General features: G+C 70.2%; 21 protein-coding genes, 2 tRNA genes and 2 pseudogenes. 7 read left to right on the top strand and 18 right to left on the bottom strand.

Translation table 11 applies throughout. From position 1 onward, the window contains the following. Positions 1-10: 10 nt before the first annotated feature. The 7 genes from mreD to ACFVYK_RS03305 form a co-directional block, all read right to left on the bottom strand. Positions 11-682 (bottom strand): rod shape-determining protein MreD, encoded by a 672-nt coding sequence (gene mreD / locus ACFVYK_RS03335; RefSeq protein WP_389767936.1) that lies wholly within the window; start codon positions 680-682, stop codon positions 11-13. Between the two features lie 15 nt (positions 683-697). Next, positions 698-1,636, bottom strand: coding sequence for a rod shape-determining protein MreC (gene mreC, locus ACFVYK_RS03330; protein ID WP_389767934.1), 939 nt, complete (start codon positions 1,634-1,636; stop codon positions 698-700). 223 nt (positions 1,637-1,859) lie between these two features. Continuing rightward, entirely contained in the window at positions 1,860-2,879 is a 1,020-nt protein-coding gene (locus ACFVYK_RS03325) for a rod shape-determining protein (protein WP_389767932.1), read from the bottom strand. A 234-nt stretch (positions 2,880-3,113) separates the two neighbouring features. Next, on the bottom strand, positions 3,114-3,527 hold the full coding sequence (gene ndk, locus ACFVYK_RS03320; protein ID WP_356771090.1) for a nucleoside-diphosphate kinase: 414 nt from the start codon (positions 3,525-3,527) through the stop codon (positions 3,114-3,116). A gap of 94 nt (positions 3,528-3,621) precedes the next feature. Next, positions 3,622-3,987 (bottom strand): DUF4233 domain-containing protein, encoded by a 366-nt coding sequence (locus ACFVYK_RS03315; protein ID WP_389767930.1) that lies wholly within the window; start codon positions 3,985-3,987, stop codon positions 3,622-3,624. 7 nt (positions 3,988-3,994) lie between these two features. Next, complete coding sequence (locus ACFVYK_RS03310; protein WP_389767928.1) at positions 3,995-5,527, bottom strand: bifunctional folylpolyglutamate synthase/dihydrofolate synthase; 1,533 nt, start codon at positions 5,525-5,527, stop codon at positions 3,995-3,997. Between the two features lie 108 nt (positions 5,528-5,635). After that, the gene (locus ACFVYK_RS03305) at positions 5,636-8,287 is read right to left on the bottom strand and encodes a valine--tRNA ligase (protein ID WP_389767926.1); all 2,652 of its coding nucleotides are present in this window, start codon (positions 8,285-8,287) and stop codon (positions 5,636-5,638) included. A gap of 136 nt (positions 8,288-8,423) precedes the next feature. Here ACFVYK_RS03305 and ACFVYK_RS03300 point away from each other — a divergent pair, with 136 nt between their 5' ends. Beyond that, entirely contained in the window at positions 8,424-9,413 is a 990-nt protein-coding gene (locus ACFVYK_RS03300) for a hypothetical protein (protein ID WP_389767924.1), read from the top strand. 91 nt (positions 9,414-9,504) lie between these two features. Here ACFVYK_RS03300 and clpX read toward each other — a convergent pair whose 3' ends face one another. The 5 genes from clpX to ACFVYK_RS03275 all read right to left on the bottom strand — a co-directional run bounded on the left by clpX (position 9,505) and on the right by ACFVYK_RS03275 (position 14,451). After that, positions 9,505-10,794, bottom strand: a complete 1,290-nt coding sequence (clpX, locus tag ACFVYK_RS03295) for an ATP-dependent Clp protease ATP-binding subunit ClpX (protein ID WP_389767922.1) — start codon at positions 10,792-10,794, stop codon at positions 9,505-9,507. A gap of 181 nt (positions 10,795-10,975) precedes the next feature. Continuing rightward, positions 10,976-11,656: an ATP-dependent Clp protease proteolytic subunit gene (locus ACFVYK_RS03290; RefSeq protein WP_389767920.1), complete on the bottom strand. Its 681-nt coding sequence runs from the start codon at positions 11,654-11,656 to the stop codon at positions 10,976-10,978. Positions 11,657-11,890: 234 nt separating this feature from the next. After that, on the bottom strand, positions 11,891-12,496 hold the full coding sequence (locus ACFVYK_RS03285; protein ID WP_389768103.1) for an ATP-dependent Clp protease proteolytic subunit: 606 nt from the start codon (positions 12,494-12,496) through the stop codon (positions 11,891-11,893). Positions 12,497-12,746: 250 nt separating this feature from the next. Next, a complete protein-coding gene (gene tig, locus ACFVYK_RS03280) occupies positions 12,747-14,138 on the bottom strand; it encodes a trigger factor (protein WP_389767918.1) in 1,392 nt (463 codons plus the stop codon). A gap of 236 nt (positions 14,139-14,374) precedes the next feature. After that, a tRNA-Pro gene (locus ACFVYK_RS03275) sits at positions 14,375-14,451 on the bottom strand. A gap of 165 nt (positions 14,452-14,616) precedes the next feature. Between ACFVYK_RS03275 and ACFVYK_RS03270 the strand changes: the two genes are divergently transcribed. Together ACFVYK_RS03270 and ACFVYK_RS03265 are read left to right on the top strand one after the other, a co-directional pair. Further along, positions 14,617-14,687, top strand: a tRNA-Gly gene (locus tag ACFVYK_RS03270). A 420-nt stretch (positions 14,688-15,107) separates the two neighbouring features. Continuing rightward, a complete protein-coding gene (locus ACFVYK_RS03265) occupies positions 15,108-15,593 on the top strand; it encodes a DUF6083 domain-containing protein (RefSeq protein WP_389767916.1) in 486 nt (161 codons plus the stop codon). A gap of 20 nt (positions 15,594-15,613) precedes the next feature. On the opposite strand, the gene ACFVYK_RS03260 is transcribed toward ACFVYK_RS03265, so the two are convergent. Further along, positions 15,614-15,808, bottom strand: a complete 195-nt coding sequence (locus ACFVYK_RS03260; protein WP_108999428.1) for a hypothetical protein — start codon at positions 15,806-15,808, stop codon at positions 15,614-15,616. Positions 15,809-16,195: 387 nt separating this feature from the next. Here ACFVYK_RS03260 and ACFVYK_RS03255 point away from each other — a divergent pair, with 387 nt between their 5' ends. Further along, entirely contained in the window at positions 16,196-17,488 is a 1,293-nt protein-coding gene (locus ACFVYK_RS03255) for an acyltransferase family protein (protein ID WP_389767914.1), read from the top strand. Here ACFVYK_RS03255 and ACFVYK_RS03250 read toward each other — a convergent pair. Both ACFVYK_RS03250 and ACFVYK_RS03245 read right to left on the bottom strand, forming a co-directional pair. Further along, entirely contained in the window at positions 17,476-17,925 is a 450-nt protein-coding gene (locus ACFVYK_RS03250) for an HD domain-containing protein (protein WP_389767912.1), read from the bottom strand. The genes ACFVYK_RS03255 and ACFVYK_RS03250 overlap by 13 nt on opposite strands. Positions 17,926-17,966: 41 nt before the next feature. Then, positions 17,967-19,151, bottom strand: coding sequence for a PP2C family protein-serine/threonine phosphatase (locus tag ACFVYK_RS03245; protein ID WP_389767910.1), 1,185 nt, complete (start codon positions 19,149-19,151; stop codon positions 17,967-17,969). 163 nt (positions 19,152-19,314) lie between these two features. Here ACFVYK_RS03245 and ACFVYK_RS03240 point away from each other — a divergent pair, with 163 nt between their 5' ends. Then, positions 19,315-20,556, top strand: coding sequence for a GNAT family N-acetyltransferase (locus ACFVYK_RS03240; protein ID WP_389767908.1), 1,242 nt, complete (start codon positions 19,315-19,317; stop codon positions 20,554-20,556). Here the strand turns inward: ACFVYK_RS03240 and ACFVYK_RS03235 are convergent. From ACFVYK_RS03235 to ACFVYK_RS03225, 3 genes and pseudogenes are all read right to left on the bottom strand, one after another. Beyond that, positions 20,553-20,711 (bottom strand): annotated as a pseudogene (locus tag ACFVYK_RS03235) (PT domain-containing protein); the annotation flags it as partial. The gene ACFVYK_RS03240 and the pseudogene ACFVYK_RS03235 overlap by 4 nt on opposite strands. A gap of 18 nt (positions 20,712-20,729) precedes the next feature. Then, positions 20,730-21,536: an Fpg/Nei family DNA glycosylase gene (locus tag ACFVYK_RS03230; RefSeq protein ID WP_389767907.1), complete on the bottom strand. Its 807-nt coding sequence runs from the start codon at positions 21,534-21,536 to the stop codon at positions 20,730-20,732. A 107-nt stretch (positions 21,537-21,643) separates the two neighbouring features. Continuing rightward, positions 21,644-22,129 (bottom strand): ribose-5-phosphate isomerase, encoded by a 486-nt coding sequence (locus ACFVYK_RS03225; RefSeq protein WP_389767905.1) that lies wholly within the window; start codon positions 22,127-22,129, stop codon positions 21,644-21,646. A gap of 215 nt (positions 22,130-22,344) precedes the next feature. On the opposite strand from ACFVYK_RS03225, the gene ACFVYK_RS03220 reads away from it, so the two are divergent. After that, positions 22,345-23,916, top strand: coding sequence for an amino acid permease (locus tag ACFVYK_RS03220; protein ID WP_389767903.1), 1,572 nt, complete (start codon positions 22,345-22,347; stop codon positions 23,914-23,916). Between the two features lie 134 nt (positions 23,917-24,050). After that, positions 24,051-24,413, top strand: a pseudogene (locus ACFVYK_RS03215) (LPXTG cell wall anchor domain-containing protein); the annotation flags it as partial. Positions 24,414-24,557: the final 144 nt, after the last annotated feature.

Raw genomic sequence — 24,557 nt, 5'->3', positions numbered from 1 at the left:
GGGCCCGCGTTCACAGCCGCTTGACCCCCTTGATGCGTCCGGCCCGGGTGGCCCGCGACCGAGCCGCCTTCAGCTTGAGGCCCCCGCGCTGCCCGCCGATCCTCAGCCCGGTGCCCGAGGAGATCCAGCCGGAGGAGATGTCGGGACTCTTGCCGGCGGAGTTGGTCTCGGCGAGCGGGTCGTTGTCGGCGCGTCGCGCCAGGAACATGATCGCGGGCACCACGAACGGCGCGAGCAGCAGGTCGTACAGGGCGGAGGTGAACAGCAGGCCGGTGAGGCCGACATGACGGGCGGCGGTGTCGCCGACGAGGGCGCCGACCCCGGCGTACAGCAGGGTCGAGCCGACGGCGGCGGCGACGACCACGACCATCGGGCCGGTGGCCGACTTGATCTGCCCGGTCTCGGGCTTGATCAGCCCGGCGAGATAGCCGATCAAGCACAGCACGAGGGCGTAGCGCCCGGCGGCGTGGTCGGCGGGCGGTGCGAGGTCGGCCAGCAGACCGGCGCCGAAGCCGATGAGGGCGCCGCCGACATGGCCGTACACCATGGCCAGGCCCAGGACGGTGAGCAGGAGGAGGTCGGGGACGGCGCCCGGCAGGTGGAGGCGGGCGAGGACGCTCACCTGGATCACCAGGGCGACGACGACCAGCGGGACGGAGAGCAGGATCCGGTTGACGCGCATGGGGGTTGTCAACTCCTACTGCTGCTGGCCGTCTACGGGTGCGTTCGCGTTCGGCGTGACCGTGACGGTCACCGTCGGCGTGGGAACCGGTTTGGGCTTGGAGGGGAGCACGGTGTCGCGCGGATCCTTCTTCGGGGCCTCGACGACCACGCCGACGATGTCGAGCTTGGTGAAGCTGACGTACGGCGTGACGTAGAGGGTGCGGGTGAGGTCGCCGCCGGAGGGGTCGACGCGGGAGACGACGCCGACGGGGACGCCGGGCACGAAGGGCTTGTCAGCCTGCGAGCCGAAGGTGACCAGCCGGTCGCCCTTCTTGACGTCGGCCTTGCCGTTGAGGAGTTCGACGCGCAGCGGGCGGTCGCCCTGTCCGGAGGCGAAGCCGAGTTCGTCGGACGCCTCCATCCGGGTGCCGACGGTGAAGTCGGGGTCGCTGGCCAGCAGCACGGTCGCGGTGTCCGGGCCGACGGTGGTGACCCGTCCGACCAGTCCGTCGCCGTTGAGGACCGTCATGTCGCGCCGGACGCCGTCGTGGGCGCCGACGTCGATGGTGATCGTCCAGGAGAAGCCCTGGGCCGCTCCTATCGCGATGACCTCCGCGCCCTTGATGCCGTACTGGCCGGTGCCGGCGATCTTCAGCATCTTGTCGAGCTGCGCCAGCCGGCTGCGGTTGCGGTCGTCGCTGCCGAGCTTCGCCTTGAGCGCCGCGTTCTCCTTCTCCAGCGTGGTGAGCCGGTCGTGGCGCTCCCCGGAGTCGCGGACGGCCGAGACGGCGTTGCCGACGGGGTCCACCGCCGACGACACGCCGTTCTCGATCGGACCGAAGGCCGCGGCCGCGGCCTGCCGGGCGCCGTCGACCGGGGAGTCCTCCCCGCCCCGGATGTCCACCGTGATCAGCGCGAACGCTACGGCGATCAGCAGCACCAGGAGCAGCCGGCTCTCTCGTGTGTCCCTCACGTGCGGCGGCCGTGCCCTTCCTCGAGAGAAATGCCCAGAACAGGAATCAGGAAGCAGTGGGAAGCAGTAGGAGGTGGCGAAAAGGAGTCGTCGGGAAGCGGGTAGGGAATTGGGGTAGCCCCGGGCCAAGATGGCCAAGGGCGCTTTGCGAGCTTATGCCGCTATATCAACGATCCGCCGCACGAGAGGAGATCATCTCGTACGGCGGAATCGAAGCGTTACGTCATCTGCGCGGCGCGGCGTCGAGGACCTGCTGCAGCGCCTCGAACTCCTCGACGCACTTCCCGGAGCCGAGCGCCACGCTGTCCAGCGGGTCCTCGGCGATGTGGATGGGCATGCCGGTCTCCCGGCGCAGCCGCTCGTCCAGCCCGCGCAGCAGGGCTCCGCCGCCGGTCAGAACGATTCCTCGGTCCATGATGTCGCCGGACAGCTCCGGCGGGCACTTGTCGAGGGTGGTCTTCACGGCGTCGACGATCGCGTTGACCGGCTCCTCGATCGCCTTGCGCACCTCGGCGGCCGAGATGACGACGGTCTTGGGCAGTCCGGAGACGAGGTCGCGGCCCCGGATCTCGGTGTGCTGGTCGTCGTCGAGGTCGTACGCCGAACCGATCGTGATCTTGATCTGTTCGGCGCTCCGCTCACCGAGGAGGAGGCTGTACTCCTTCTTGATGTGCTGGATGATCGCGTTGTCCAGTTCGTCGCCGGCGACACGGATGGACTGGGCGGTGACGATGCCGCCGAGCGAGATGACCGCGACCTCCGTGGTGCCGCCGCCGATGTCCACCACCATGTTGCCCGTGGCCTCGTGGACCGGCAGGCCGGCGCCGATGGCCGCGGCCATGGGCTCCTCGATGATGTGCACCTGGCGGGCGCCGGCCTGGGTCGACGCCTCGATGACGGCACGGCGCTCGACGCCCGTGATGCCGGAGGGCACACAGACGACGACCCGCGGCCGAGCCAGATACCGCCGCTTGTGGATCTTCAGGATGAAGTAGCGGAGCATCCGCTCGGTGATCTCGAAGTCGGCGATCACGCCGTCCTTCAGCGGGCGCACGGCAACGATGTTGCCGGGTGTGCGTCCGATCATCTTCTTCGCTTCGGCGCCGACCGCGAGGATGCCACCGGTGTTGGTGTTGATCGCGACGACGGACGGCTCGTTGAGTACGATCCCGCGACCCCTGACGTACACCAGCGTGTTGGCAGTCCCGAGGTCGACAGCCATGTCACGGCCGATGAACGACATTGAGTTCCCCATCAGGATTCGACTGGCCTTCCATGAGCTTTGAGGGCTTATCAGGTCGGCGAGGTGGGTGCTGTGACGTGAAGGCTTCCATCGTAAACGCGCCTGCACGAACACTGCGGAGCGGTCTCCGCCATTGTTTGCAGATGCTGTGTGGGTTCGCTTCTGGAGACGGGCGTTCGGGGGCTCACGTTCCCTCGATCGCCCGCTTCAGACCCTTCTACGGCCCCTCGGGAGTCAGGCTCGGCCGGGGAAGAAGATCTTCACCTCGCGGTCGGCGGACTCTTCGGAGTCGGAGGCGTGGATCAGGTTCTCGCGCACGATCACGCCGTAGTCGCCGCGGATGGAGCCGGGGGCGGCGGCGATCGGGTCGGTCGGACCGGCCAGCGCGCGCACGCCCTCGATGACCCGCTCGCCCTCGACGATCAGCGCGACGACCGGACCGGAGGCCATGAACTCCACCAGCGGCTCGTAGAAGGGCTTGCCCTTGTGCTCGCCGTAGTGCTGCTCCAGCGTGTCCTGGTCCAGCGTGCGCAGCTCCAGCGCGGTGATCTGCCAGCCGGCCTTGCGCTCGATACGGCTGATGATCTCGCCGGTCAGGCCACGACGGACGGCGTCGGGCTTGAGCAGGACGAGGGTGCGCTGGCTCACGAGGGGGCTCCTTCTACTGCGGGTGTTCCGGCGCCGGTGCTCTGGCGCCTGCAGGTGCGGTGGGATGAGGTTACAGGTCGCGTCCTGGCGCTTGTCACGCAGCGTCAGCGGTATCCGCAGAGGCCGCCGAAGCCTGTGCGGCGAAGCGCGCCCTGGCCTCGTCGACCTTTCTGCCGAAGTGCACCGACGCCCACCACAGCGCCCCGAAGAGCACGCCCATGAAGAACATGATCGGGACGAAGAAGCCGGACGCGACGAGGGCGATCTGCAACGCCCAGCCGAGGGCCACCCCGCCGGGCCGGGTGACCATCGCGCACAGCAGCACGCTGAGCAGCATGGCGACGCCGCAGACCGTCCACACCGTGGACGTGGACAGGTCGGCGTCCTTCATGGCGACCAGGCCGGCGAAGCCGATGACGAAGAACTCGCCGATCAGGGTCGAGGAGCAGAGCGTACGCATGGCGGTCTCAGCCCTTCCCGAGGAGCAGGCGCGCCTCGCCGACGGTGATGACGGAGCCGGTGACCAGGACGCCGCCGCCGGCGAACTCGCCCTCCTCCTCCGAGAGGGTGATCGCCGCCTCCAGGGCGTCGGGCAGCCGCGGCTCGACCTGGACGCGGTCGTCGCCGAACACCTCGACGGCGATCGCGGCGAGCTCGTCGGCGTCCATCGCGCGATGGCTGGCGTTCTGCGTGATCACGACCTCGGCGAAGATCGGCTCGAAGGCCTCCAGGAGCCCGCGCACGTTCTTGTCGCCGCTGGCACCGACCACGCCGATCAGCCGGGAGAAGTCGAACGCCTCACCGACGGCCTCCGCGGTGGCCCGGGCGCCGGCCGGGTTGTGCGCGGCGTCCAGGACGACGGTCGGGGACCGGCGGACGACCTCGAGGCGGCCCGGCGAGGAGACGGCGGCGAAGGCCTTGCGGACGGTGTCGATGTCGAGCGGCTCGGGCCGCTGGGAGCCGACGCCGAAGAACGCCTCGACGGCGGCGAGCGCGACGGCCGCGTTGTGCGCCTGGTAGGGGCCGTGCAGCGGCAGGTACACCTCGGGGTACTCGCCGCCCAGCCCGCGCAGGGTGACCAACTGTCCGCCGACGGCGACCTGGCGGGCGACGACCCCGAACTCCAGCCCCTCGCGGGCCACGGTCGCGTCCACCTCGACGGCCTTCTTCAGCAGCACCTGCGCCGCGTCGACCGGCTGCTGGGCCAGGACGACGGTGGCGCCCTGCTTGATGATCCCGCTCTTCTCGCCGGCGATCTCGGCGGTCGTCTCCCCCAGCCGGTCCGTGTGGTCCAGGTCGATGGGGGTGACGACGGCCACGTCACCGTCGATGACGTTGGTGGCGTCCCACGAGCCGCCCATGCCCACTTCCACGACGGCGACGTCGACGGGCGCGTCGGCGAAGGCGGCGTACGCCATACCGGTGAGCACCTCGAAGAAGGACAGCCGGTACTCCTGCATGCCGTCGACCATGTCGACGTACGGCTTGACGTCGTGGTACGTCTCGATGAACCGCTCGGCGGAGATCGGGGCGCCGTCGAGGCTGATCCGCTCGGTGATCGACTGCACGTGCGGGCTCGTGTAGCGGCCGGTGCGCAGCTCGAACGCGCCGAGGAGGGCCTCGACCATGCGGGCCGTGGACGTCTTGCCGTTCGTCCCGGTGATGTGGATGGAGGGGTAGGAGCGCTGCGGCTCCCCCAGCACGTCCATCAGCGCGGCGATCCGGCCGACGGAGGGTTCCAGCTTGGTCTCGCCCCAGCGGGTGGCCAGCTCCGCCTCGACCTCGCGCAGGGCCTTGTCGACCTCGGGGTCCTCGGGGCGCGCGGGCACATCGGCCTGCGGTGCGCCGCCCTGGGTGCGCAGGGTGCGGCTGCCGGCCTCGATGACCGCGAGATCGGGGTCGCGGTCGGTCTCCTCGGCGATGATCTCGTCGAAGGGATCGAGGGGGTCGAAGGGGGCGGGCAGGTCGTCGTGGTTGCCGTTCGGGGGGAGCTCGCTCACGGGGCCAGTCTACGGACGGCCGGTGACAGAGGTGGGCGGAGGTGGGCGAAGGCCCCCGCGACCGTGCCGGTCCCGGGGGCCTTCGTCGTCGTGGCGCCCTGGGGCGCCTCACGCCTGCGGCAGGCGCTCCAGCTGGCTCTGGATGCGGGCGATGTCCTCGTCCGCCTTGGCGAGGCGGCCGCGGATCTTGTCGACCACGTTGTCCGGGGCCTTCGCGAGGAACGCCTCGTTGCCCAGCTTGGCGCCCGCCTGGGCCTTCTCCTTCTCGGCGGCGGCCAGGTCCTTCGCCAGGCGCTTGCGCTCGGCGGCCACGTCGATGGTGCCGGACAGGTCCAGCGCGACCGTGGCCCCCGCGACGGGCAGGGTCGCCGTCGCGGAGAAGTCCTCGCCCTCCGGCTGCAGGCGCAGCAACTGGCGGACGGCGGCCTCGTGCGCCGCGAACGGCGTGCCGTCGAGCGTCAGGCGGGCCGGGACGCGCTGACCGGGCTGCAGCCCCTGGTCGGCGCGGAAGCGGCGGACCTCGGTGATGACCGACTGGAGGCTCTCGATCTCCTTCTCGGCCGCCGCGTCCCGGAAGCCGCCCGGTGCGTCAGCACCAGGGACGGACACAGCCGTGGGCCACTCGGCGATGACGACGGACTCGCCGCCGGTGAGCGTGGTCCACAGCGTCTCCGTGACGAACGGGACGATCGGGTGCAGCAGCTTCAGGGTGACGTCGAGGACCTCGCCGAGGACACGGCCGGAGACCTTCGCGGGCTCGCCGCCGGCCATGAACGTCGTCTTGGACAGCTCGACGTACCAGTCGAAGACCTCGTCCCAGGCGAAGTGGAACAGAGCGTCGGAGAGCTTCGCGAACTGGAAGTCCTCGTAGAGCGCGTCGACTTCGGCGACGACCGAGTTGAGACGGGAGAGGATCCAGCGGTCGGTCGCCGACAGCTTCCCGGCGTCCGGCAGCGGGCCGTCGACCGTGGCGCCGTTCATCAGCGCGAAGCGCGTCGCGTTCCAGATCTTGTTGGCGAAGTTGCGGGAGCCCTGGACCCAGGCCTCGCCGATCGGGACGTCGACGCCGGGGTTGGCGCCGCGCGCGAGGGTGAAGCGGAGCGCGTCGGAGCCGTACTCGTCCATCCAGTCCAGCGGGTTGACCGCGTTGCCGAAGGACTTCGACATCTTCTTGCCGAACTGGTCGCGGACCATGCCGTGCAGGGCGATGGTGTGGAACGGCGGGGTGCCGTCCATCGCGTACAGGCCGAACATCATCATCCGGGCGACCCAGAAGAAGAGGATGTCGTAGCCGGTGACCAGGACGGAGTTCGGGTAGAACTTCGCGAGCGACTCGGTCTGTTCGGGCCAGCCGAGTGTGGAGAACGGCCACAGGCCGGAGGAGAACCAGGTGTCGAGGACGTCGGTGTCTTGACGCCAGCCCTCGCCGGTGGGGGCCTCGTCGTCGGGGCCGACGCAGACGACCTCGCCGTTCGGGCCGTACCAGACGGGGATGCGGTGGCCCCACCACAACTGGCGTGAGATGCACCAGTCGTGCAGGTTGTCGACCCAGTCGAAGTAGCGCTTCTCCATCTCCTGCGGGTGGATCTTGACGCGGCCGTCGCGGACGGCGTCGCCGGCGGCCTTGGCCAGCGGGCCGACCTTGACCCACCACTGCATGGACAGGCGCGGCTCGATGGTCGTCTTGCAGCGCGAGCAGTGGCCGACGGAGTGGACGTACGGGCGCTTCTCGGCGACGATCCGGCCCTCGGCGCGCAGGGCGGCGACGATGGCGGAGCGGGCCTCCAGCCGGTCCAGACCCTGGAAAGGACCGTGGGCGGTGATGACGGCGTGCTCGTCCATGATCGTGAGGGACGGCAGGTTGTGGCGCTGGCCGATCTCGAAGTCGTTCGGGTCGTGCGCCGGGGTCACCTTGACCGCGCCGGTGCCGAACTCGGGGTCGACATGGGTGTCGGCGACGACCGGGATGGAGCGCTCGGTCAGCGGGAGGCGGATCTCCTTGCCGACCAGGTGCTTGTAGCGCTCGTCGTCCGGGTGGACGGCGACGGCCGTGTCGCCGAGCATCGTCTCCGCGCGCGTGGTGGCGACGACGATGGTGTCGTCCCCCTCGCCGTACTTCATGGAGACGAGCTCACCGTCGTCGTCCTGGTACTCGACCTCGATGTCGGAGATCGCGGTGAGGCAGCGGGGACACCAGTTGATGATGCGCTCGGCGCGGTAGATGAGCTCGTCGTCGTAGAGCCGCTTGAAGATGGTCTGGACGGCCTGGGAGAGACCCTCGTCCATGGTGAAGCGCTCACGCGACCAGGCGACGCCGTCCCCCAGGCGACGCATCTGGCCGCTGATCTGGCCGCCGGACTCGCCCTTCCACTGCCAGACCCGCTCGACGAAGGCCTCCCGGCCCAGGTCGTGACGGGACTTGCCCTCCTTGCCCAGTTCCCGCTCGACGACGTTCTGGGTGGCGATGCCGGCGTGGTCCATGCCGGGCTGCCAGAGCGTCTCGAAGCCCTGCATGCGCTTGCGGCGGGTGAGGGCGTCGATGAGCGTGTGCTCGAAGGCGTGCCCCAGGTGCAGGCTGCCGGTGACGTTCGGCGGGGGGATGACGACGGTGTACGGAGGCTTGTCGCTCTTGGCGTCGGCCTCGAAGTAGCCCCGCTCCACCCAGCGCTCGTACAGCGGCCCCTCTACGTCGGCCGGCGCGTACTGGGTCGGCAGTTCGGTGTGGGGCGCTGATGGCTGCTGCTGAGCGTTGTCGGTCACGGGCCCAGTTTAGGGGTGTCACAGCGCCGTCCCGAAACGTGTTTCCTCTGTAACGGTGGGGCCCCCGCCGCCGTGCGGGTGCGGGCTTTGGGTCAGGATGTGAAAAACGCATAAGCATGTGGAGGGGAACCCAGGAATGAGTCACCAGCAGCCGGGCCCGTACGGCGGGCAGCCCCAGCAGCCGGGCCCGTACGGCCAGCCCGGTCCGTACGGCCAGCCGCCGCAGGCGCCGCAGCCCGGCTACGGGTATCCCCAGCAGCCCGCCGCCCCGCAGCCCGGCTACGGCTACCCGGCGCAGCCCGTGCAGGGCGTCCCGCCGCAGGCCCCGCCCTACGGCCAGCAGCCGCCGTACGGCCAGCCCCCGTACGGGCAGCAGCCGCCGTACGGCCAGCCTCCCTACGGCGTCCCGCAGCCGCCGGCGGGCGGTCGCGGCAAGAAGACGGCGGCCATCGTCGTCGGCGCGGTCGCGGTCGTCGCCGCGCTCGGCGTGGGCGCCTACTTCGTGATCGGTGGAGGCGGCGGCGCGGGCGGCCTGAAGGACGACGGCGCGCACAAGCTGACCACCCCGGGGACCGCCCTCACCGACTACAAACGGGTCACGGACGACGGCGCGAGCGCCGGCAAGGACTCGACCGCCGACCTGGCCAAGACCGGCGTCGAGAACGGCAAGTCCGTGATCGGCCTCTACACGACGGCGGACCTGAGCGGCTACGACCCGGCCGACCCGAGCACCGCGCCCGACGCGTCCGAACTGGCCACCTCGAAGACCATCACCTTCGCCGGCGCCTACGGCAAGATCGCCGACCCGAAGGCGACGCTCGACCTGTTCTTCACCAGTTTCCAGAAGTCGTCCGAGGAGAGCTCCAGCAGCTCTGCCGGCGAGCCCAAGGGCAAGCTGGTCGGCAAGCCCGAGGCGGCCGACCTCGACGGCGCGGTCATGAAGTGCCAGGCGGCCGAGGGGAAGAACGCCCTCACCAAGCAGGACAAGACCGACTGGTTCTGCGCGTGGGCGGACTACAGCACGATCGCCATGGTGTCGCCGGGCGACGCCACGAAGGGCGTCACCAAGGACGTGGCGATCGACATCGCCACGAAGCTGCGCGACCAGATCCGTGTCGCGATGTGACGACCCGGACCGCGCGTACGCGGAAGGGCCCCGGTCGGTCGACCGGGGCCCTTCGCCGTACGGGGTGCCGCCTGGGCGGTGTCGGCCTCGCCTACGCGGTCTTGGCCTCGCCCGGACCGCGGCCGCCACGGGCGTCGCGGGGGATCAGCGTCGGGTTGACGTTGGAGAGCACGACGTCCGCCGTGATGACGACACGCGCCACGTCCTTGCGGGACGGGACCTCGTACATCACCGCCTGGAGGACCTCCTCCATGATGGCGCGCAGGCCACGGGCGCCGGTCTGGCGGAGGATGGCCTGGTCCGCGATGGCCTCCAGGGCCTCGCGCTCGAAGTCCAGCTCCACGCCGTCGAGTTCGAAGAGCCGCTGGTACTGCTTGACCAGCGCGTTGCGCGGCTCGATCAGGATCTGCAGGAGCGCCTCGCGGTCCAGGTTGTGGACCGAGGTGATGACCGGCAGACGGCCGATGAACTCCGGGATCATGCCGAACTTGACCAGGTCCTCGGGCATGACGGCCTCGAACTGGTCCTTGGACTCCAGCTCGCGCTTGGAGCGGATCGTCGCGCCGAAGCCGATGCCCTTGGCGCCGGCCCGGGTCTCGATGATCTTCTCCAGACCCGAGAAGGCGCCGCCCACGATGAACAGCACGTTCGTGGTGTCGATCTGGATGAACTCCTGGTGCGGGTGCTTGCGGCCGCCCTGCGGCGGGACCGAGGCGGTGGTGCCCTCCAGGATCTTCAGCAGCGCCTGCTGGACGCCCTCGCCCGACACGTCGCGGGTGATGGAAGGGTTCTCGCTCTTCCTCGCGACCTTGTCGATCTCGTCGATGTAGATGATCCCGGTCTCGGCCTTCTTGACGTCGTAGTCGGCCGCCTGGATCAGCTTCAGCAGGATGTTCTCCACGTCCTCGCCGACGTAACCCGCCTCGGTGAGGGCCGTGGCGTCCGCGATCGCGAACGGGACGTTCAGCATGCGCGCCAGGGTCTGCGCGAGGAGCGTCTTGCCCGAGCCCGTGGGGCCCAGCAGGAGGATGTTGGACTTCGCCAACTCGATGGCGTCCTCGCGCCCTTGGGCGCCGGCGTTCTCGCCGGCCTGGACGCGCTTGTAGTGGTTGTACACCGCTACCGACAGGGCCTTCTTGGCGGGCTCCTGGCCCACCACGTAGCCCTCGAGGAACTCGTAGATCTCGCGCGGCTTGGGGAGTTCCTCCCAGCGGACCTCGCTCGTCTCCGCGAGTTCTTCCTCGATGATCTCGTTGCAGAGGTCGATGCACTCGTCGCAGATGTACACACCGGGCCCTGCGATGAGCTTCTTGACCTGCTTCTGGCTCTTGCCGCAGAACGAGCACTTGAGCAGATCGCCGCCGTCACCGATGCGTGCCACGGTGTGCTTCCCCTTCGCCTGGGAGACGACTGGACGCTTACGAGTCCAGCGGCTCCTGGTGCTGCCTTATTCCGACGGTACCTTGCCTGGCCCCCCGTTCGGGCCCCCCTTGGCACGGTTCACTGCGACGTGGACCGTGTCACACCGTGCCGAGGGAGCTCGAACGGGACGACCCCGAACGTCAACGCAGAGACTCGTTGTTCATCTTCCGGGTGGAGATGATCTGGTCGATCAGGCCGTACGCCAGCGCGTCCTCGGCCGTGAGGATCTTGTCGCGCTCGATGTCCTCGCGGATCTTCTCGATCGGCGTGGTCGAGTGCTTGGCCAGCATGTCCTCCAGCTGCGCGCGCATCCGGAGGATCTCGTTGGCGGCGATCTCCAGGTCGGAGACCTGACCGCGGCCGGTCTCACTGTACGGCTGGTGGATCAGCACGCGCGCGTTCGGCAGCGCCATGCGCTTGCCCGGCGTGCCGGCGGCCAGCAGGATCGCGGCGGCGGACGCCGCCTGGCCCATGCAGACCGTCTGGACGTCGGGCTTCACGAACTGCATCGTGTCGTAGATCGCGGTCAGCGCGGTGAAGGAGCCGCCGGGGCTGTTGATGTAGACCGAGATGTCCCGGTCGGGGTCCATCGACTCCAGGCACAGCAGCTGCGCCATGACGTCGTTGGCGGAGGCGTCGTCGATCTGCACGCCGAGGAAGATCACGCGCTCCTCGAAGAGCTTCGCGTACGGGTCGTACTCGCGGATGCCCTGGGAGGTGCGCTCGACGAAGCGCGGGATGACGTAGCGGGACTCGGCGCGGGGGCCGGTGTACTCGGCCTCGGTGCGGGCGTAGAGGCCGCTGCCGGGGAAGTCGTTCACGATGTCTCCTGAAGAGGGGGCTGGGGCGGTGGACTGGAGGGGCTGAAGAGGGGCTCTGACGGCTTCCGAGGGCCTCGGGCCCCCGCTGGGAGGCTCCGAGCGGCCGGGGAGCCCCAAGGGGCTTCCCGGGCCTCCGGGAGGCCTCAGCGGGCTCCTGGGGCCTCCGAGGGACAGAGAGCCCAGGTGGCTCAGGGGAGCGGCCCTGGGCGGCCCTGGCGCCGTCAGGGGTGACTCTCAGGCCGCCCCGGTACCGCCGCCGCCCGGCATGCCGGCGGCCGTCGGGATGACGTCGTCGATGAGGCCGTACTCCTTGGCCTCGAACGCGTCGAACCACCGGTCGCGGTCCGAGTCGCGGGTGATCTGCTCGATCGACTGGCCGGTGTGCTGCGAGGTCAGCTCCGCCATGCGCTTCTTGGTGTGCAGCAGCCGCTCGGCGTGGATCTTGATGTCCGAGGCGGATCCGGCCAGGCCCGCGGAGGGCTGGTGGATCAGGATCTCGGCGTTCGGCAGCGCGAAGCGCTTGCCGGGGGTGCCCGCACTGAGCAGGAACTGGCCCATGGAGGCGGCCAGGCCCATGGCGATGGTCACCACGTCGTTCTTGATGAACTGCATGGTGTCGTAGATCGCCATGCCGGCCGTGATGGAGCCGCCGGGGCTGTTGATGTAGAGGTAGATGTCCTTGTCCGGGTCGGCGGCAAGGAGCAGCAACTGTGCGGTGATCTTGTTGGCGATGTCGTCGTCGACCGCCTGGCCGAGGAAGATGATCCGCTCGCCGAGCAGCCGGTTGTAGACCTGGTCGCCGAGGCCACCGATGGAAGGCTCGCCGGCGGCGGAGGGCATCAGATTCGTCACGTATCCACCTGCTCGTCTTACGACGGCGCCGGGCCGTCTCACGTGTACTGCCTGGGGCTCGGGGACTCCCCTGCCCTCGTACTCATGGACCCTAACGCGCGGGTCCCTTCGGGGAATCCCGGAGAGGAGAGTGTTCGCCGGGGGCGTAGTCGAGCGGCGACGCGAACGGCAGAGGGGCCCCGGAGCGATCGCCGCTCCGGGGCCCCTCAGGCGTGCGTCAGAGGCGACGCGAGGGCCTTCAGCTCTCGGTCTTCTCCTCGGAGGACTCCGTCTCGGAGGACTCCGTCTCCGCAGCGGCCTCCGCGGACTCCTCGTCCTCGTCGTCCAGGTCGACGACCTCGCCGTTGGTGTCCTTCACCGTGGCGGACTCGACGACCGTGGCCAGCGCCTTGCCGCGGGCGACCTCGCCGACCAGCAGCGGGACCTGGCCGCCCTCGACGACCGCCTGGGCGAACTGGTCGGGGGACATGCCGGAGGAGGCGGCACGGCGCATGAGGTGCTCGGTGAGCTCCTCCTGGTTGACGTTCAGCTTCTCGCGCTTGACCAGCTCGTCGAGCACGAACTGGGTCTTGATGCCCTTGACCGCGGCCTCACGGGTCTCGGTCTCGAACTCCTCGGCGGTCTTGCCCTGGATCTCCAGGTACTTGTCGAGGTCGAGGCCCATCTGACCGAGCTGGTGGTGCTCCAGGTTGTGCTTGCGGGTGTTGATCTCGTCCTCGAGCAGCTTCTCGGGGACGGGCACCTCGACGAGCTCCAGCAGCTTCTCCAGGACGCGCTCCTGGGCCTGCGTGGCCTGGTCGTACTGCTTCATGTTCTCGAGGCGCTTGCGGCTGTCGGCCTTCAGCTCGTCGAGGGTGTCGAACTCGGAGGCGAGCTGGGCGAACTCGTCGTCCAGCTCGGGGAGCTCGCGGGCGGCGACCTGGGTGACCTTGACGGTGACCTCGGCCTCCTTGCCGGCCGCGGAGCCGCCCTTCAGCTCGGAGGTGAAGGTGGTCTCGCCACCGGCCTCCAGGCCCTTGACGGCCTCGTCGATGCCCTCCAGCAGCTCGCCGGAGCCGATGGTGTAGGAGACGCCGCTCGCGACGCCGTCCTCCAGGACCTCGCCGTCGACCTTGGCCTCCAGGTCCACCGTCACGACGTCGCCGTCCTCGGCGGCACGCTCGACCGGGGTGGTCGAGGCGAAGCGCTCGCGGAGCTGCTCGACCGACTTGTCGATGTCCTCGTCGGTGACCTCGACGGCGTCGACCTCGACCTCGATGGAGGAGAAGTCCTCCGGGAGCTCCAGGGCGGGACGCACGTCGACCTCGGCGGTGAAGTTCAGCGTCTCGCCGTCCTTCAGCTCCGTGATGTCGACCTCGGGCTGGCCGAGGACGTCGATCTCCGCCTCGTTGACCGCCTCCGTGTAGAACTTCGGCAGCGCGTCGTTGACGGCCTCCTCCAGCACGGCGCCACGGCCGAAGCGCTGGTCGATGACCCGGGCGGGGATCTTGCCCTTGCGGAAGCCCTTCACCGTGACCTGCTGGTTGATCTTCTTGTACGCCGCGTCGAGGCTGTCCTTGAGCTCCTCGAAGGGCACCTCGATGCTGAGCCGAACCCGGGTCGGGTTCAGGGTCTCCACGGCGCTCTTCACGGTTCGGTCTCCTTGGGGGCTGACTTCTTGGTTTCTGCCGGAGCCAGACCGGCTCCGGCGGATTCGCCGCCCGGAGGACTTCAGAGAATGAGGACACACGGGCGTGCAGCTTGCATAGTAACGGCAGCGACGACACGCCCCAAAGGCGATCAAGCGAGGTGTCCGCACATCCGGCCCGGCGACGGTCGGCACGACCGCGCCCGGCGGCCGCTCGATGGTCGGCGATCGGCGGTCGGTGGTCGGGGTGGCGGGATTTGAACCCACGGCCTTCCGCTCCCAAAGCGGACGCGCTACCAAGCTGCGCCACACCCCGTCTGGTGCGAGACGTAGGGTACATGCCCGCAGGCCCCGTGACCGCCGCATTCGCCGAGCCCCGCGCGGGCCGCGACGGGTCCGGGAAAGGCGGTGTGCGCCACGGGCCGCCGACCCGCTACGATGCCTGCAGTGCCGCGGTCGGCTGACCTGCGGCGCGTCGTGTGCGGGCGTAGCTCAATGGTAGAGCACTAGTCTTCCAAACTAGCTACGCGGGTTCGATTCCCGTCGCCCGCTCTGTACGGCTCAGGGCCAGGTCGGAGGAAGATTCCTCGGACCTGGCCCTGATCGTTCTCCGGCGCCGCGCGTCAGTCGTCCCTACGTCCCTCGCGTGCCCTTCCGGCGCCCCTCGCGTGCCCTTCCGGGAGGGCCGAGGGTGGCCACGGCCCGGACACGGACCGGGGTTTCCGCATCGGGTCGAACCCGAGTGCGGCGTCTTGGCCGCCGAAACGACTCGGGCCGGACGGACGGCACTGACGCACGGATCGGCGCGCCCGGCTCTTTGTGGGCAGGCCGCCTCAGGCCCTCGCCTGCGAACCTCGGAACCTCCGCTCAGCGCGAGTGCGCACCGGGCACGGGCCTGTCCGCCCCCGCTCGCCGAATACGGCCACATCGCGCCCTACTCGCATCCGGTCCGATTCGCTCACACTCCAACACATGGGGGCGATTCGGGAACGTGACCAGGTGGCGTGCCATCGCTGCGGAGAGGAAGGCCACTGCGTGCGGGGGCGCGGGCGGTTCGGCCTCATGGCGAGCTCCTGCGCACCGTGCTGGCACGTCTTCGCCAACGCGATGGCCGAGGCCGACGGGGCGACAGCGGCCCCCAGAGCGGATCCCGGCCCCGACGACGTGGCGTGGATCGAACCGACGGTATGTCCGGAATGCGGCGCTTCAGTGCGCGTGTACCCGACCACCTACGACCGGTGGGTGAGCCTCTCCACGCTGGAGCTGCCCGCCAAGGACGTTCCGGAGGTCTTCCGGTGGCGTTTGACGAGGCTTTCGGGGCGGCCCCCCGTCCCCACGGACATCGTGGCCGTACGGGTCCGTGGAACCGATCCGCTACCGAGCGAAGCCGTCGTGCCGGCCCACCGCATGACGTGCGTCCCCGGGTGGGGCGTTCCGCAGCCCACGGCGCCGGCATGAGCGGGTGCGCTCTGTGCGCCTCAGAAGCTGATCGAGTTGATCGTGTCGGCGAGGGAGTTGAGGAAGCGGTTGATCGACGGGGCCATGCCGGTCGAGGCGAGGAAGAAGCCGAACAGGATGGCGACGATGGCCGGGCCGGCCTTGATCGAGCCCCCTCGGATCAGGACGACCAGAATGATCGCCAACAGCAGCACCACTGACAGTGAAATGGCCACAACTGATCACACGCCCTCGGTCGGTCCGCACTCCCGAGACCATCGTGCCACCAACGCGGCCTCCCTATGCGGCCCGTGACGCATCATCGTGCGGTCGTCCGTGGATCCGGGCGCGCCGCACGGCAATTCGGGCCCTGTCCGCACAGGAATTGGGCGGCTGGTTTCCTCATCCACACACTGTGTGCGCAGGTAATTCGAATAATGACCGCCGTCACGTCAACTGCGGCCCCACAACGGACGTTATGCACCTTTCCTTCGGGATGAATCATGACATCACGGTCGCTCAGGTGTCACCTCCACCCGTCGATCACCGGCGCGGATGCCGAATAACGAGGAACGACCAGAGGTGTTTTACGCATACGCGGGCACGCGGCTAGGGTGCATCGAATGTTCCACGCCGCCTCGTCTCTCGTTCCGGGCTCCCGCTCGCCCAAGAACCGGAACGATCAGCACAACGGTCCACCGGACGATCACGACGACGGGTCCCCCGGCCGGTCCGGGCTCGGCCGCCCCGAGGACGGATCCGCCGAGCGGCCGTCGTCACGGCCCGGCGCCCGGCGTGACGCGTTCTTCGACAACGCCAAGTACCTGGCGATCGTGCTGGTGGCGTTGGGTCACTCCTGGGAGCCCCTCAAGGGCGACAGCCGGGTGCTGCAGGCCGCGTACATGCTCGTGTACACGTTCCACATGCCGGCGTTCATCGTCATCTCCGGGTTCTTCTCGCGCAGTTTCGACGGCAGTCCCGCGCGGCTGAAGCGGCTGGTCACCGGGGTCGCCGTGCCGTACGTCGTGTTCGAGAGCGCGTATCCGCTCTTCAAGCGCCTCGTCGACCACGACTCCCAGGCCGCCGTCACCCTCCTCGATCCGTACTACCTGACCTGGTTCCTGTGCGCCCTGTTCATCTGGCGGCTGACGACACCGGTCTGGAAGATGGTCCGCCACCCGCTGCCGGTCGCGCTGGTCATGGCGATGCTGGCGTCCCTCACCCCGGACTTCGGCGGCGACCTGGACCTGCAGCGCGTCCTGCAGTTCCTGCCGTACTTCGTGCTCGGACTGTGTCTCAGGCCCGAGCACTTCCGGATGGTCCGTCGACGCTCGGTGCGGATCGCGGCGGTCCCGGTGTTCGCCCTCTCCCTGGCCTTCTGCTGGTGGGCGGCGTCGAAGGTGGACACCGGGTGGCTCTACCACCGGTCCGCGGCACAGGAGTTGGGCCAGCCGTGGTGGGCCGGTCCGCTCATGCAGCTCGCGCTGTTCGGCTGTTCGCTGCTGCTGACGGCCTGCTTCTTCTCGTGGGTGCCGGGCCGCAAAATGTGGTTCACCGTGCTCGGCGCGGGCACGCTCTACGGCTATCTGCTGCACGGCTTCCTGATCAAGGGCGCCGACTACCGCGGCTGGTTCGCCCACCCCGCGCTGCACCGGCCGCTGGGCGAGATCGGCGTCAGCCTCGCGATCGCCCTCGCCGTCACCGCGCTGTGCACCCCGCCCGTCCGGCGTGTCTTCCGCTTCGTGATGGAGCCGAAGATGGCATGGGCCTTCAGGCCGGACGCCGCCGAACTCGCCCGGGAACGCGCCCGGCAGGAGCCGGGGCGGCAGCCGGGGCAGGCGCAGGAGCGGGATGGGAAGCGGGACGAGGTGCGGAGCGATGCGCGGCGCGAGCGGGTCGGGGTTCAGGAGCGCTGACCCGTGAGGCCGAGCAGCGCGCGCATCCGTGCGTACTTCTCGGTCAGCCGGGTGCGGGTCGGGGCGTCCAGGACCGCCAGGCGCGCCGGGTCCGCGTTGTGCGCCAGGTCGGCCTCCTTGACCAGCAGCGCGCCCGGCGTGGCCAGGACCCGCCCCGCGTACGCCTCCGGCGTCTCCCCCGCCCGCTTGGTCACCGCCAGGACGACCGCCTTGGTGCGGTCGCTCAGGCGGGCTCCGTCCAGCCAGGCCTCGGACAGGGCGTCGTCCTCGACGGCGTCGTGCAGCCAGGCGGCCGCGATCAGGTCGTCGTCGCCGCCCCGCGCGCGGACGCCGTCCGCGACCGCCTGGAGGTGCTCGGCATAGGGCCGGCCCGCCTTGTCGGTCTGCCCCGCGTGGGCCGCACGGGCCAGGGCCTCGATCTCGGACAGTGTGAGCACGGCGGGTTCCCCTCGGACCGGGCCGGCGGGCTTCGCCGGGCTCACGACAGCGACGCCGACGCGGCCGTGGGGCCCTCGCGGCAGATGAGCAGCAGGGCCCGGTCGTCGTTGACGTCCTTCGCCACCGCCTCGATCAGGTGCCAGGCGGCGCCCTGGAAGCCGCCGGCCACATAGCGGTCGGCCTCGCCGGTGAGGCGGTCGATGCCCTCGACGATGTCCCGTTCGGACGTCTCCACCAGGCCGTCGGTGAAGAGCATCAGCACGTCGCCGGGGCGCAACGAGCCCTTCACCGGGTCGAACTGGGCGCCGTCGTACACCCCGAGCAGGGGGCCCTCGGCGGCCTTCTCCTCCCACCGGCCGCTGCCCGCGCTGAGCTGGAGGCCCGGCGGGTGGCCGGCCGAGTAGAGCTCGTAGTCGCCGGAGTCGAGGTCGAGGACGAGATGGATGGAGGTCGCGAAGCCCTCGTCCCAGTCCTGCCGGAGCAGATAGCCGTTGGCGGCCGGGAGGAAGGCATGCGGGGGCAGGGAGCCGAGCAGCCCGCCGAAGGCGCCGGACAGCAGCAGGGCGCGCGAGCCGGCGTCCATGCCCTTGCCGGACACGTCGGTGAGGACGACCTCCAGGGTGCGGCCGCCGTTCGTGCGGGCCGCGACGACGAAGTCGCCGGAGAAGGACTGGCCGCCCGCGGGCCTCAGCGCCATCTCGCGGTGCCAGCCGGTCGGCAGGCCCGGCAGCTTGCTCTGCACGCGGATGCGTTCGCGCAGGTCGAAGAGCATGGTGCCACCGCGCCGCCACGGCACGCCGACGCGGCTGCGGAACTGGGCGATGAGGAGGCCGAAGAAACCGCATGCGGCCACCACGAGCACCACGCCGGGCGTGACCCGGGACGGGCCCTCGGTGTAGGGGCCCAGTCGCACCGACTCCACGATGAGCGCCGAGGCCGCCGCCGCGTACAGGCCGAGCAGGCTCGACGGGCGCAGCAGCAGACCGCCGGCGACGATCGGCAGGACGAGGGCGGCCGGGGAGCACCACACCGAGTTGGCGAGCGTGGTGAGGGCGATCAGCGGGACGGTGAGCAGGAGGAAGGCCAGCGCGATCCAGTCCGAGCCGTCGCCGCGGAAGTAGTCCACGGCGCTTCTGCGCACGCCGGTGCGGACCCGGTGCCACAAGTGCTTCATCCGGGCCGTGAACGTCTCGGCTTCCGCGCGCCGCTGTCGTCCTGCTGCCATTAGTTCGGGACCCTATCCATCGAACCCGCCGCTTGGCACGGGAGGTCCTACTTGTCCCCCCTGCGAGGCTCAACTTCACAGTGAACGTCAAGGAAAGCGCTCGCGCCGCAAGGTGGGCGAAATTCCCTGGCCCGTCCCGCATCGGGCTGCTAGGCATGAGTCCATGACGAGCGAGGCGGCAGGGCGGATGCGAGGCCTGCGACGGGACGAGTGGGACGAGTGGTACGACGCTCTCCTGCGGGCCTTCGGCGGGGTGGGGGAACCGGCCGAGGAGCGGGCGCTCTTCAGAGAGCTCACGCCGTACGAGCGGTCCGTGGGCGTGTGGGACGGCGACATGTGTGTGGGTACGGCCGGGGCCTACGACTTCCGGATGACCGTGCCGGGCGGGGCCTCGGTGCCGACGGCGGGTGTGACGATGGTCTCCGTCAGCGCGACGCACCGGCGGCGCGGGATGCTGACCTCGATGATGCGGCGCTTGCTGGACGACGTGCGGGCGTGGGGCGAGCCGCTCGCGGCGCTCACCGCCTCCGAGCCGGCGATCTACGGTCGGTTCGGGTATGCCACGGCGACCTTCGCGCTGGACGCCGAGATCGACACCACCCGGGTGGAACTGTCCGTCCCGGCCGGGACGGACGGCGTACGGGTGCGGTACGCCGACCCGGGCGCCGAACTCGCGGCGTGCGAGGGCGTGTACGCGCGGACGGCGTCCGGCAGGCCCGGCATGCTGGCGCGGCGGCCCGGCTGGGAGCGGCTGGGGCTGCTCGACCCGGAGAGCTCGCGGGGCGGCGCGTCGCCGCTGCAGTGCGTGCTCGCCGAGCGCGGCGGTGAGGTCACCGGGTACGCCCGCTTCCGGGTGCGGCCGCAGTGGACGGACAGCGGGCACGACGGGCAGGTGCAGCTGCAGGATCTGGCCGGGCTGGACGCGTCGTCGCAGGCGGCGTTGTGGCGGTTCCTGTTCGGGATCGACCTCACCGCCTCGCTGAGGCTGCGCGGGCGGCCCCTGGACGACGCGTGGCAGCATCTCGTCTCCGACGTCCGGCGGTGCGGACTGCGGGTGCGGGACTCGTTGTACGTACGGCTGGTGGACGTCGGCGCGGCGCTGGAGGCGCGGACGTACCAGACGCCGGTGGACGTGGTGCTGGAGGTGGAGGACGCGTTCTGCCCCTGGAACACGGGGCGTTGGCGGTTGAGCGGGGACGCCAAGGGCGCGGTCTGCGCGCGCACCACGGACGTGCCCGATCTCGCTCTGTCGGTACGGGAGTTGGGGGCCGCCTATCTCGGCGGAGTGAGCCTCGCGTCGCTGGCGGCGGCCGGCCGGGTGCGTGAGGTGCGGCAGGGTGCGCTGGCGGAGGCCGCGGTGGGGTTCGGATCGGTCTCGGCGCCCTGGCTGCCCCACGGCTTCTAGGGCGCGACCGGTTCGCGCGGCCCGGGGCGGAACCGGGACGGCGTCCGTGCGGAACCCGAGCGGGCGGTCGGCCGGCCGGTCGGCCGGCCGGTCGGCCGGTCGGTCGGCTGGTCGGTCGGCTGGGCGGTCGGCTGGGCGGTCGGCTGGGCGGTCGGTCGGTCGGTCCGGGGGCGTCAGTTCTTCTGGCAGGTGGGGCACCAGAAGAGGTTGCGGGCGGCCAGGTCGGCGGTGCGGACGGCGTCGCCGCAGAGGTGGCAGGGCTGGTGGGTACGGCGGTAGACGTACACCTCGCCGCCGTGGTCGTCGACGCGGGGCGCCCGGCCCATCGCCTCGGGAGTGTGCTGGGGGCGGACGGTGTCGATGCGGTTGTGGCGGACTCCCTCGCGCATGAGGGCGACGAGGTCGGTCCAGATCGCATCCCATTCGGCGGGCGTGATGGTCCGGCCCGCCCGGTAGGGGTCGATGCCGTGCCGGAAGAGGACCTCGGCGCGGTAGACGTTGCCCACGCCGGCGATGACCTTCTGGTCCATGAGGAGGGCGGCGATCGTCGTACGGCTGCGCGCGACGCGCGCGTAGGCGAGCAGCGGGTCGGCGTCGTCGCGCAGCGGGTCCGGACCCAGGCGGGCGTGCACGGCCTGCTTCTCGACGTCCGTGATCAGCGCGCAGGTGGTGGGGCCCCGGAGGTCCACGTACGCGGTGGGGCCGGCCAGGCGGAGGCGGACCGTCCCGGTGGGCGGGGGCGCGGGGGCGTCGCCGAAGGTCACCTTGCCGAAGAGGCCGAGGTGGACGTGGATCCACCGTCCGCCGCCGAAACCGAGGAAGAGGTGTTTGCCGTGCGCCTCGGTACGGGTGAGCGGGGAGCCGGTGAGGAGGGCGGCGGCGTCGGCGAACTTGCCCTGGGGGCTGGTCGCCTCGACGGGGCGGCCGACGAAACGGGCGTAGTCCTGTGCCAGCCGGTGGATGGTGTGCCCTTCTGGCACCGGCGCGTTCCTTTCCGCACCGCCCGCTGACCCGATCCGGTCGGGCGGACGGCCCCGCGTCCGGGCGCCGGCTGCCGCGCGGGGCAGCCGGGCTCCGGCTTCGGGGGTTACTGCTGGGGGTGGTGGGCGGGGATCTCCGGGAGGTCGCCGGTGGTCTCGTACGCGGCGAGCATGTCGATGCGGCGGATGTGCCGCTCGTCCTCGGAGAACGGGGTGGCCAGGAACGTCTCGACGAACTTGGTCGCCTCGTCCTGGGTGTGCATGCGGGCGCCGACCGCGACGACGTTGGCGTCGTTGTGCTGGCGGCCGAGCGACGCGGTCTCCTCGCTCCAGGCCAGGGCGGCACGGACGCCCTTCACCTTGTTCGCCGCGATCTGCTCGCCGTTGCCGGAGCCGCCGATGACGATGCCGAGGGCCTCGGGGTCCGCGGCCGTCCGCTCCGCGGCGCGGAGGCAGAACGGCGGGTAGTCGTCCTGGGCGTCGTAGATGTGCGGCCCGCAGTCGACCGGGTCGTGACCCGCCGCCCTGAGCCATTCCACGAGGTGATTCTTGAGTTCGAAGCCGGCATGGTCCGAGCCGAGATACACGCGCATGGGATGAGTGTGACACGGGCGGCGCGGGGTAGCAGCGCGGGGTGCCGCGTCCGGAAAGCCTGAACAGCCCCGTAGAAGCTCAGGTAAACCTCAAGTAACAATCCGGAATCAAAGGTTCCCGAATTCATTAGCCTCGGATTCACTGGACCGGCTCGTACGCCTCCCCACGTACGACGCACCAGATTCCCCACGCGGCGCAAAGGAAGACCCTCCCCATGACTTCGCAGCCGACCCTTTCGAAGGCCGAACGCGGCCCTGGAGCACCCGGAGAGAACGGTTCCGGGCTTCAGGCCGGTCTCAAGAACCGGCATCTGTCGATGATCGCCATCGGCGGTGTCATCGGCGCGGGACTGTTCGTCGGATCCAGTTCCGGCATCGCCACCGCCGGGCCGGGCATTCTGCTCTCCTACGCTCTCGTCGGCACGCTTGTGGTGCTGGTGATGCGCATGCTCGGAGAGATGTCCGCCGCCAATCCGACCTCCGGCTCGTTCTCCGCGCACGCCGACCGGGCGCTCGGCCGCTGGGCCGGGTTCTCCATCGGCTGGCTGTACTGGTTCTTCTGGGTCGTCGTGCTCGCCGTGGAGGCCACCGCCGGGGCCAAGATCCTCGAGGGGTGGATCCCCGCCGTGCCGCAGTGGGGGTGGGCCCTCATCGTGATGGTGGTGCTGACGGCCACCAACCTGGTCTCCGTCGGCTCCTACGGCGAGTTCGAGTTCTGGTTCGCGGGCATCAAGGTCGTCGCCATCGGCGCGTTCATCGTCGTGGGCGCACTCGCCGTGTTCGGCGTGCTGCCGGGCGTCGACAGCGACAAGGCGGGCCTGAACAACCTCACCGGCCACGGCGGCTTCCTGCCCCACGGACCCGGCGCCATCCTGACCGGCGTGCTGCTCGTCGTCTTCTCCTTCATGGGCAGCGAGATCGCGACCCTGGCGGCCGGCGAGTCGGAGAACCCGCAGCAGGCCGTGACCAAGTCGACCAACAGCATCATCTGGCGGATCGGCGTCTTCTACCTCGGCTCGATCTTCATCGTCGTCACGCTGCTCCCCTGGAACGACCCGTCCATCAAGGACCAGGGCTCCTACGTGGCCGCCCTCGACTCCCTGGGCATCGCGCACGCCGGTCAGATAATGAACTTCATCGTCCTGACGTCGGTGCTGTCCTGCCTCAACTCCGGGCTCTACACGGCCTCCCGCATGGCCTTCTCGCTCGGCCAGCGGGGCGACGCGCCGAAGGCCTTCGCCCGGACGACCAACCGGGGCGTCCCGCTCGCGGCGATCGTCTCCTCCGTGGTCTTCGGGTTCGTCGCGGTCTTCTTCAACTACCGCTTCCCCGACTCCGTCTTCCTCTTCCTGGTGAACTCCAGCGGGGCCGTGGCCCTGTTCGTCTGGCTGGTGATCTGCTTCTCCCAGCTGCGGATGCGGAAGATCATCCAGGCCGAGGCGCCGGAGAAGCTGGTCGTGAAGATGTGGCTGTACCCCTATCTGACCTGGGCGACCGCCGCGCTGATCGTCTTCGTGCTCGGTTACATGCTGACCGACACCGAGGGCGAGAGCAGCGGGCGGACGACCGTCCTGCTGTCGCTGCTCGTCGCGGCGATCGTGGTCGCCGTCGCCTTCGTGAAGGAAGCCGGGAAGGGCCGGCGGGGCTCCGTCACCGCTGAGGCCGGGACCGGGGTCGAGACCGGGACCGGGACCGGGGTCGAGACCGGGGCCGGGACCGGGGCCGGGACCGGGGCCGGGACGGGAGCGGACGCGGGGCCCGAGGCTCCGGCGCAGACCAAGGTCTGAGTCCGGTCCGGACTCGCCGCTCCGGGGCGCGAGGACACAGAACAGACGAGAGAACAAAGGGGAAGAGGTCCGCTTCGGCGGGCCTCTTCCCCTCCGTCGTCCCCCTCCCAGACGACCGCGCGGAGGCCCCGGGCTCGTGCCCCGTGGGCCGCCTCGCGGCCGGGGCGTCGAAGTCGTACGCCGTCGACGCGTCCTTCGATCTGAGCAAGACCGGGAAGACCTGTCTGCCGGTCCAGACGAGCGACGGCGAGAAGCCGTTCTGGCAGCAGGGCCCGGTGCCGTTCGGCACGACGAACCCGTCGCCGAACACGCCCGCCACCCCACTGCTCCTCGGCACCGACAACACGCCCGCGGCTCCCGACGGCGACGAACTGCCCAGGACCGGCGTCGAACGGGACGTGCTCCCGCTCGGGGCGGCCGGGGTCGCGTTGCTCGCGGCGGGCGCGGCCGGACTGTGGTGGTCGGGCCGACGGCCCGCGCGGGACGGCACGACTTGACGACGGGGAGCGGCTCGACGACGGGAGCGGCGTGACGACGGCCCGGGCGGACGCAGAGGAGGGGGGGGGGGGGCGCGGTCGGGGCTGCTCGAGCAAACGTAGGCGTTTATACTGATTCATCGATCAAACGATCTATCATAAAAG

The organism is Streptomyces sp. NPDC058291 (assembly GCF_042880855.1).
GTDB lineage: Bacteria > Actinomycetota > Actinomycetes > Streptomycetales > Streptomycetaceae > Streptomyces.
Note: the sequence above shows the minus strand (reverse complement) of the source record. Positions and strands in the feature narration are given on the sequence as shown.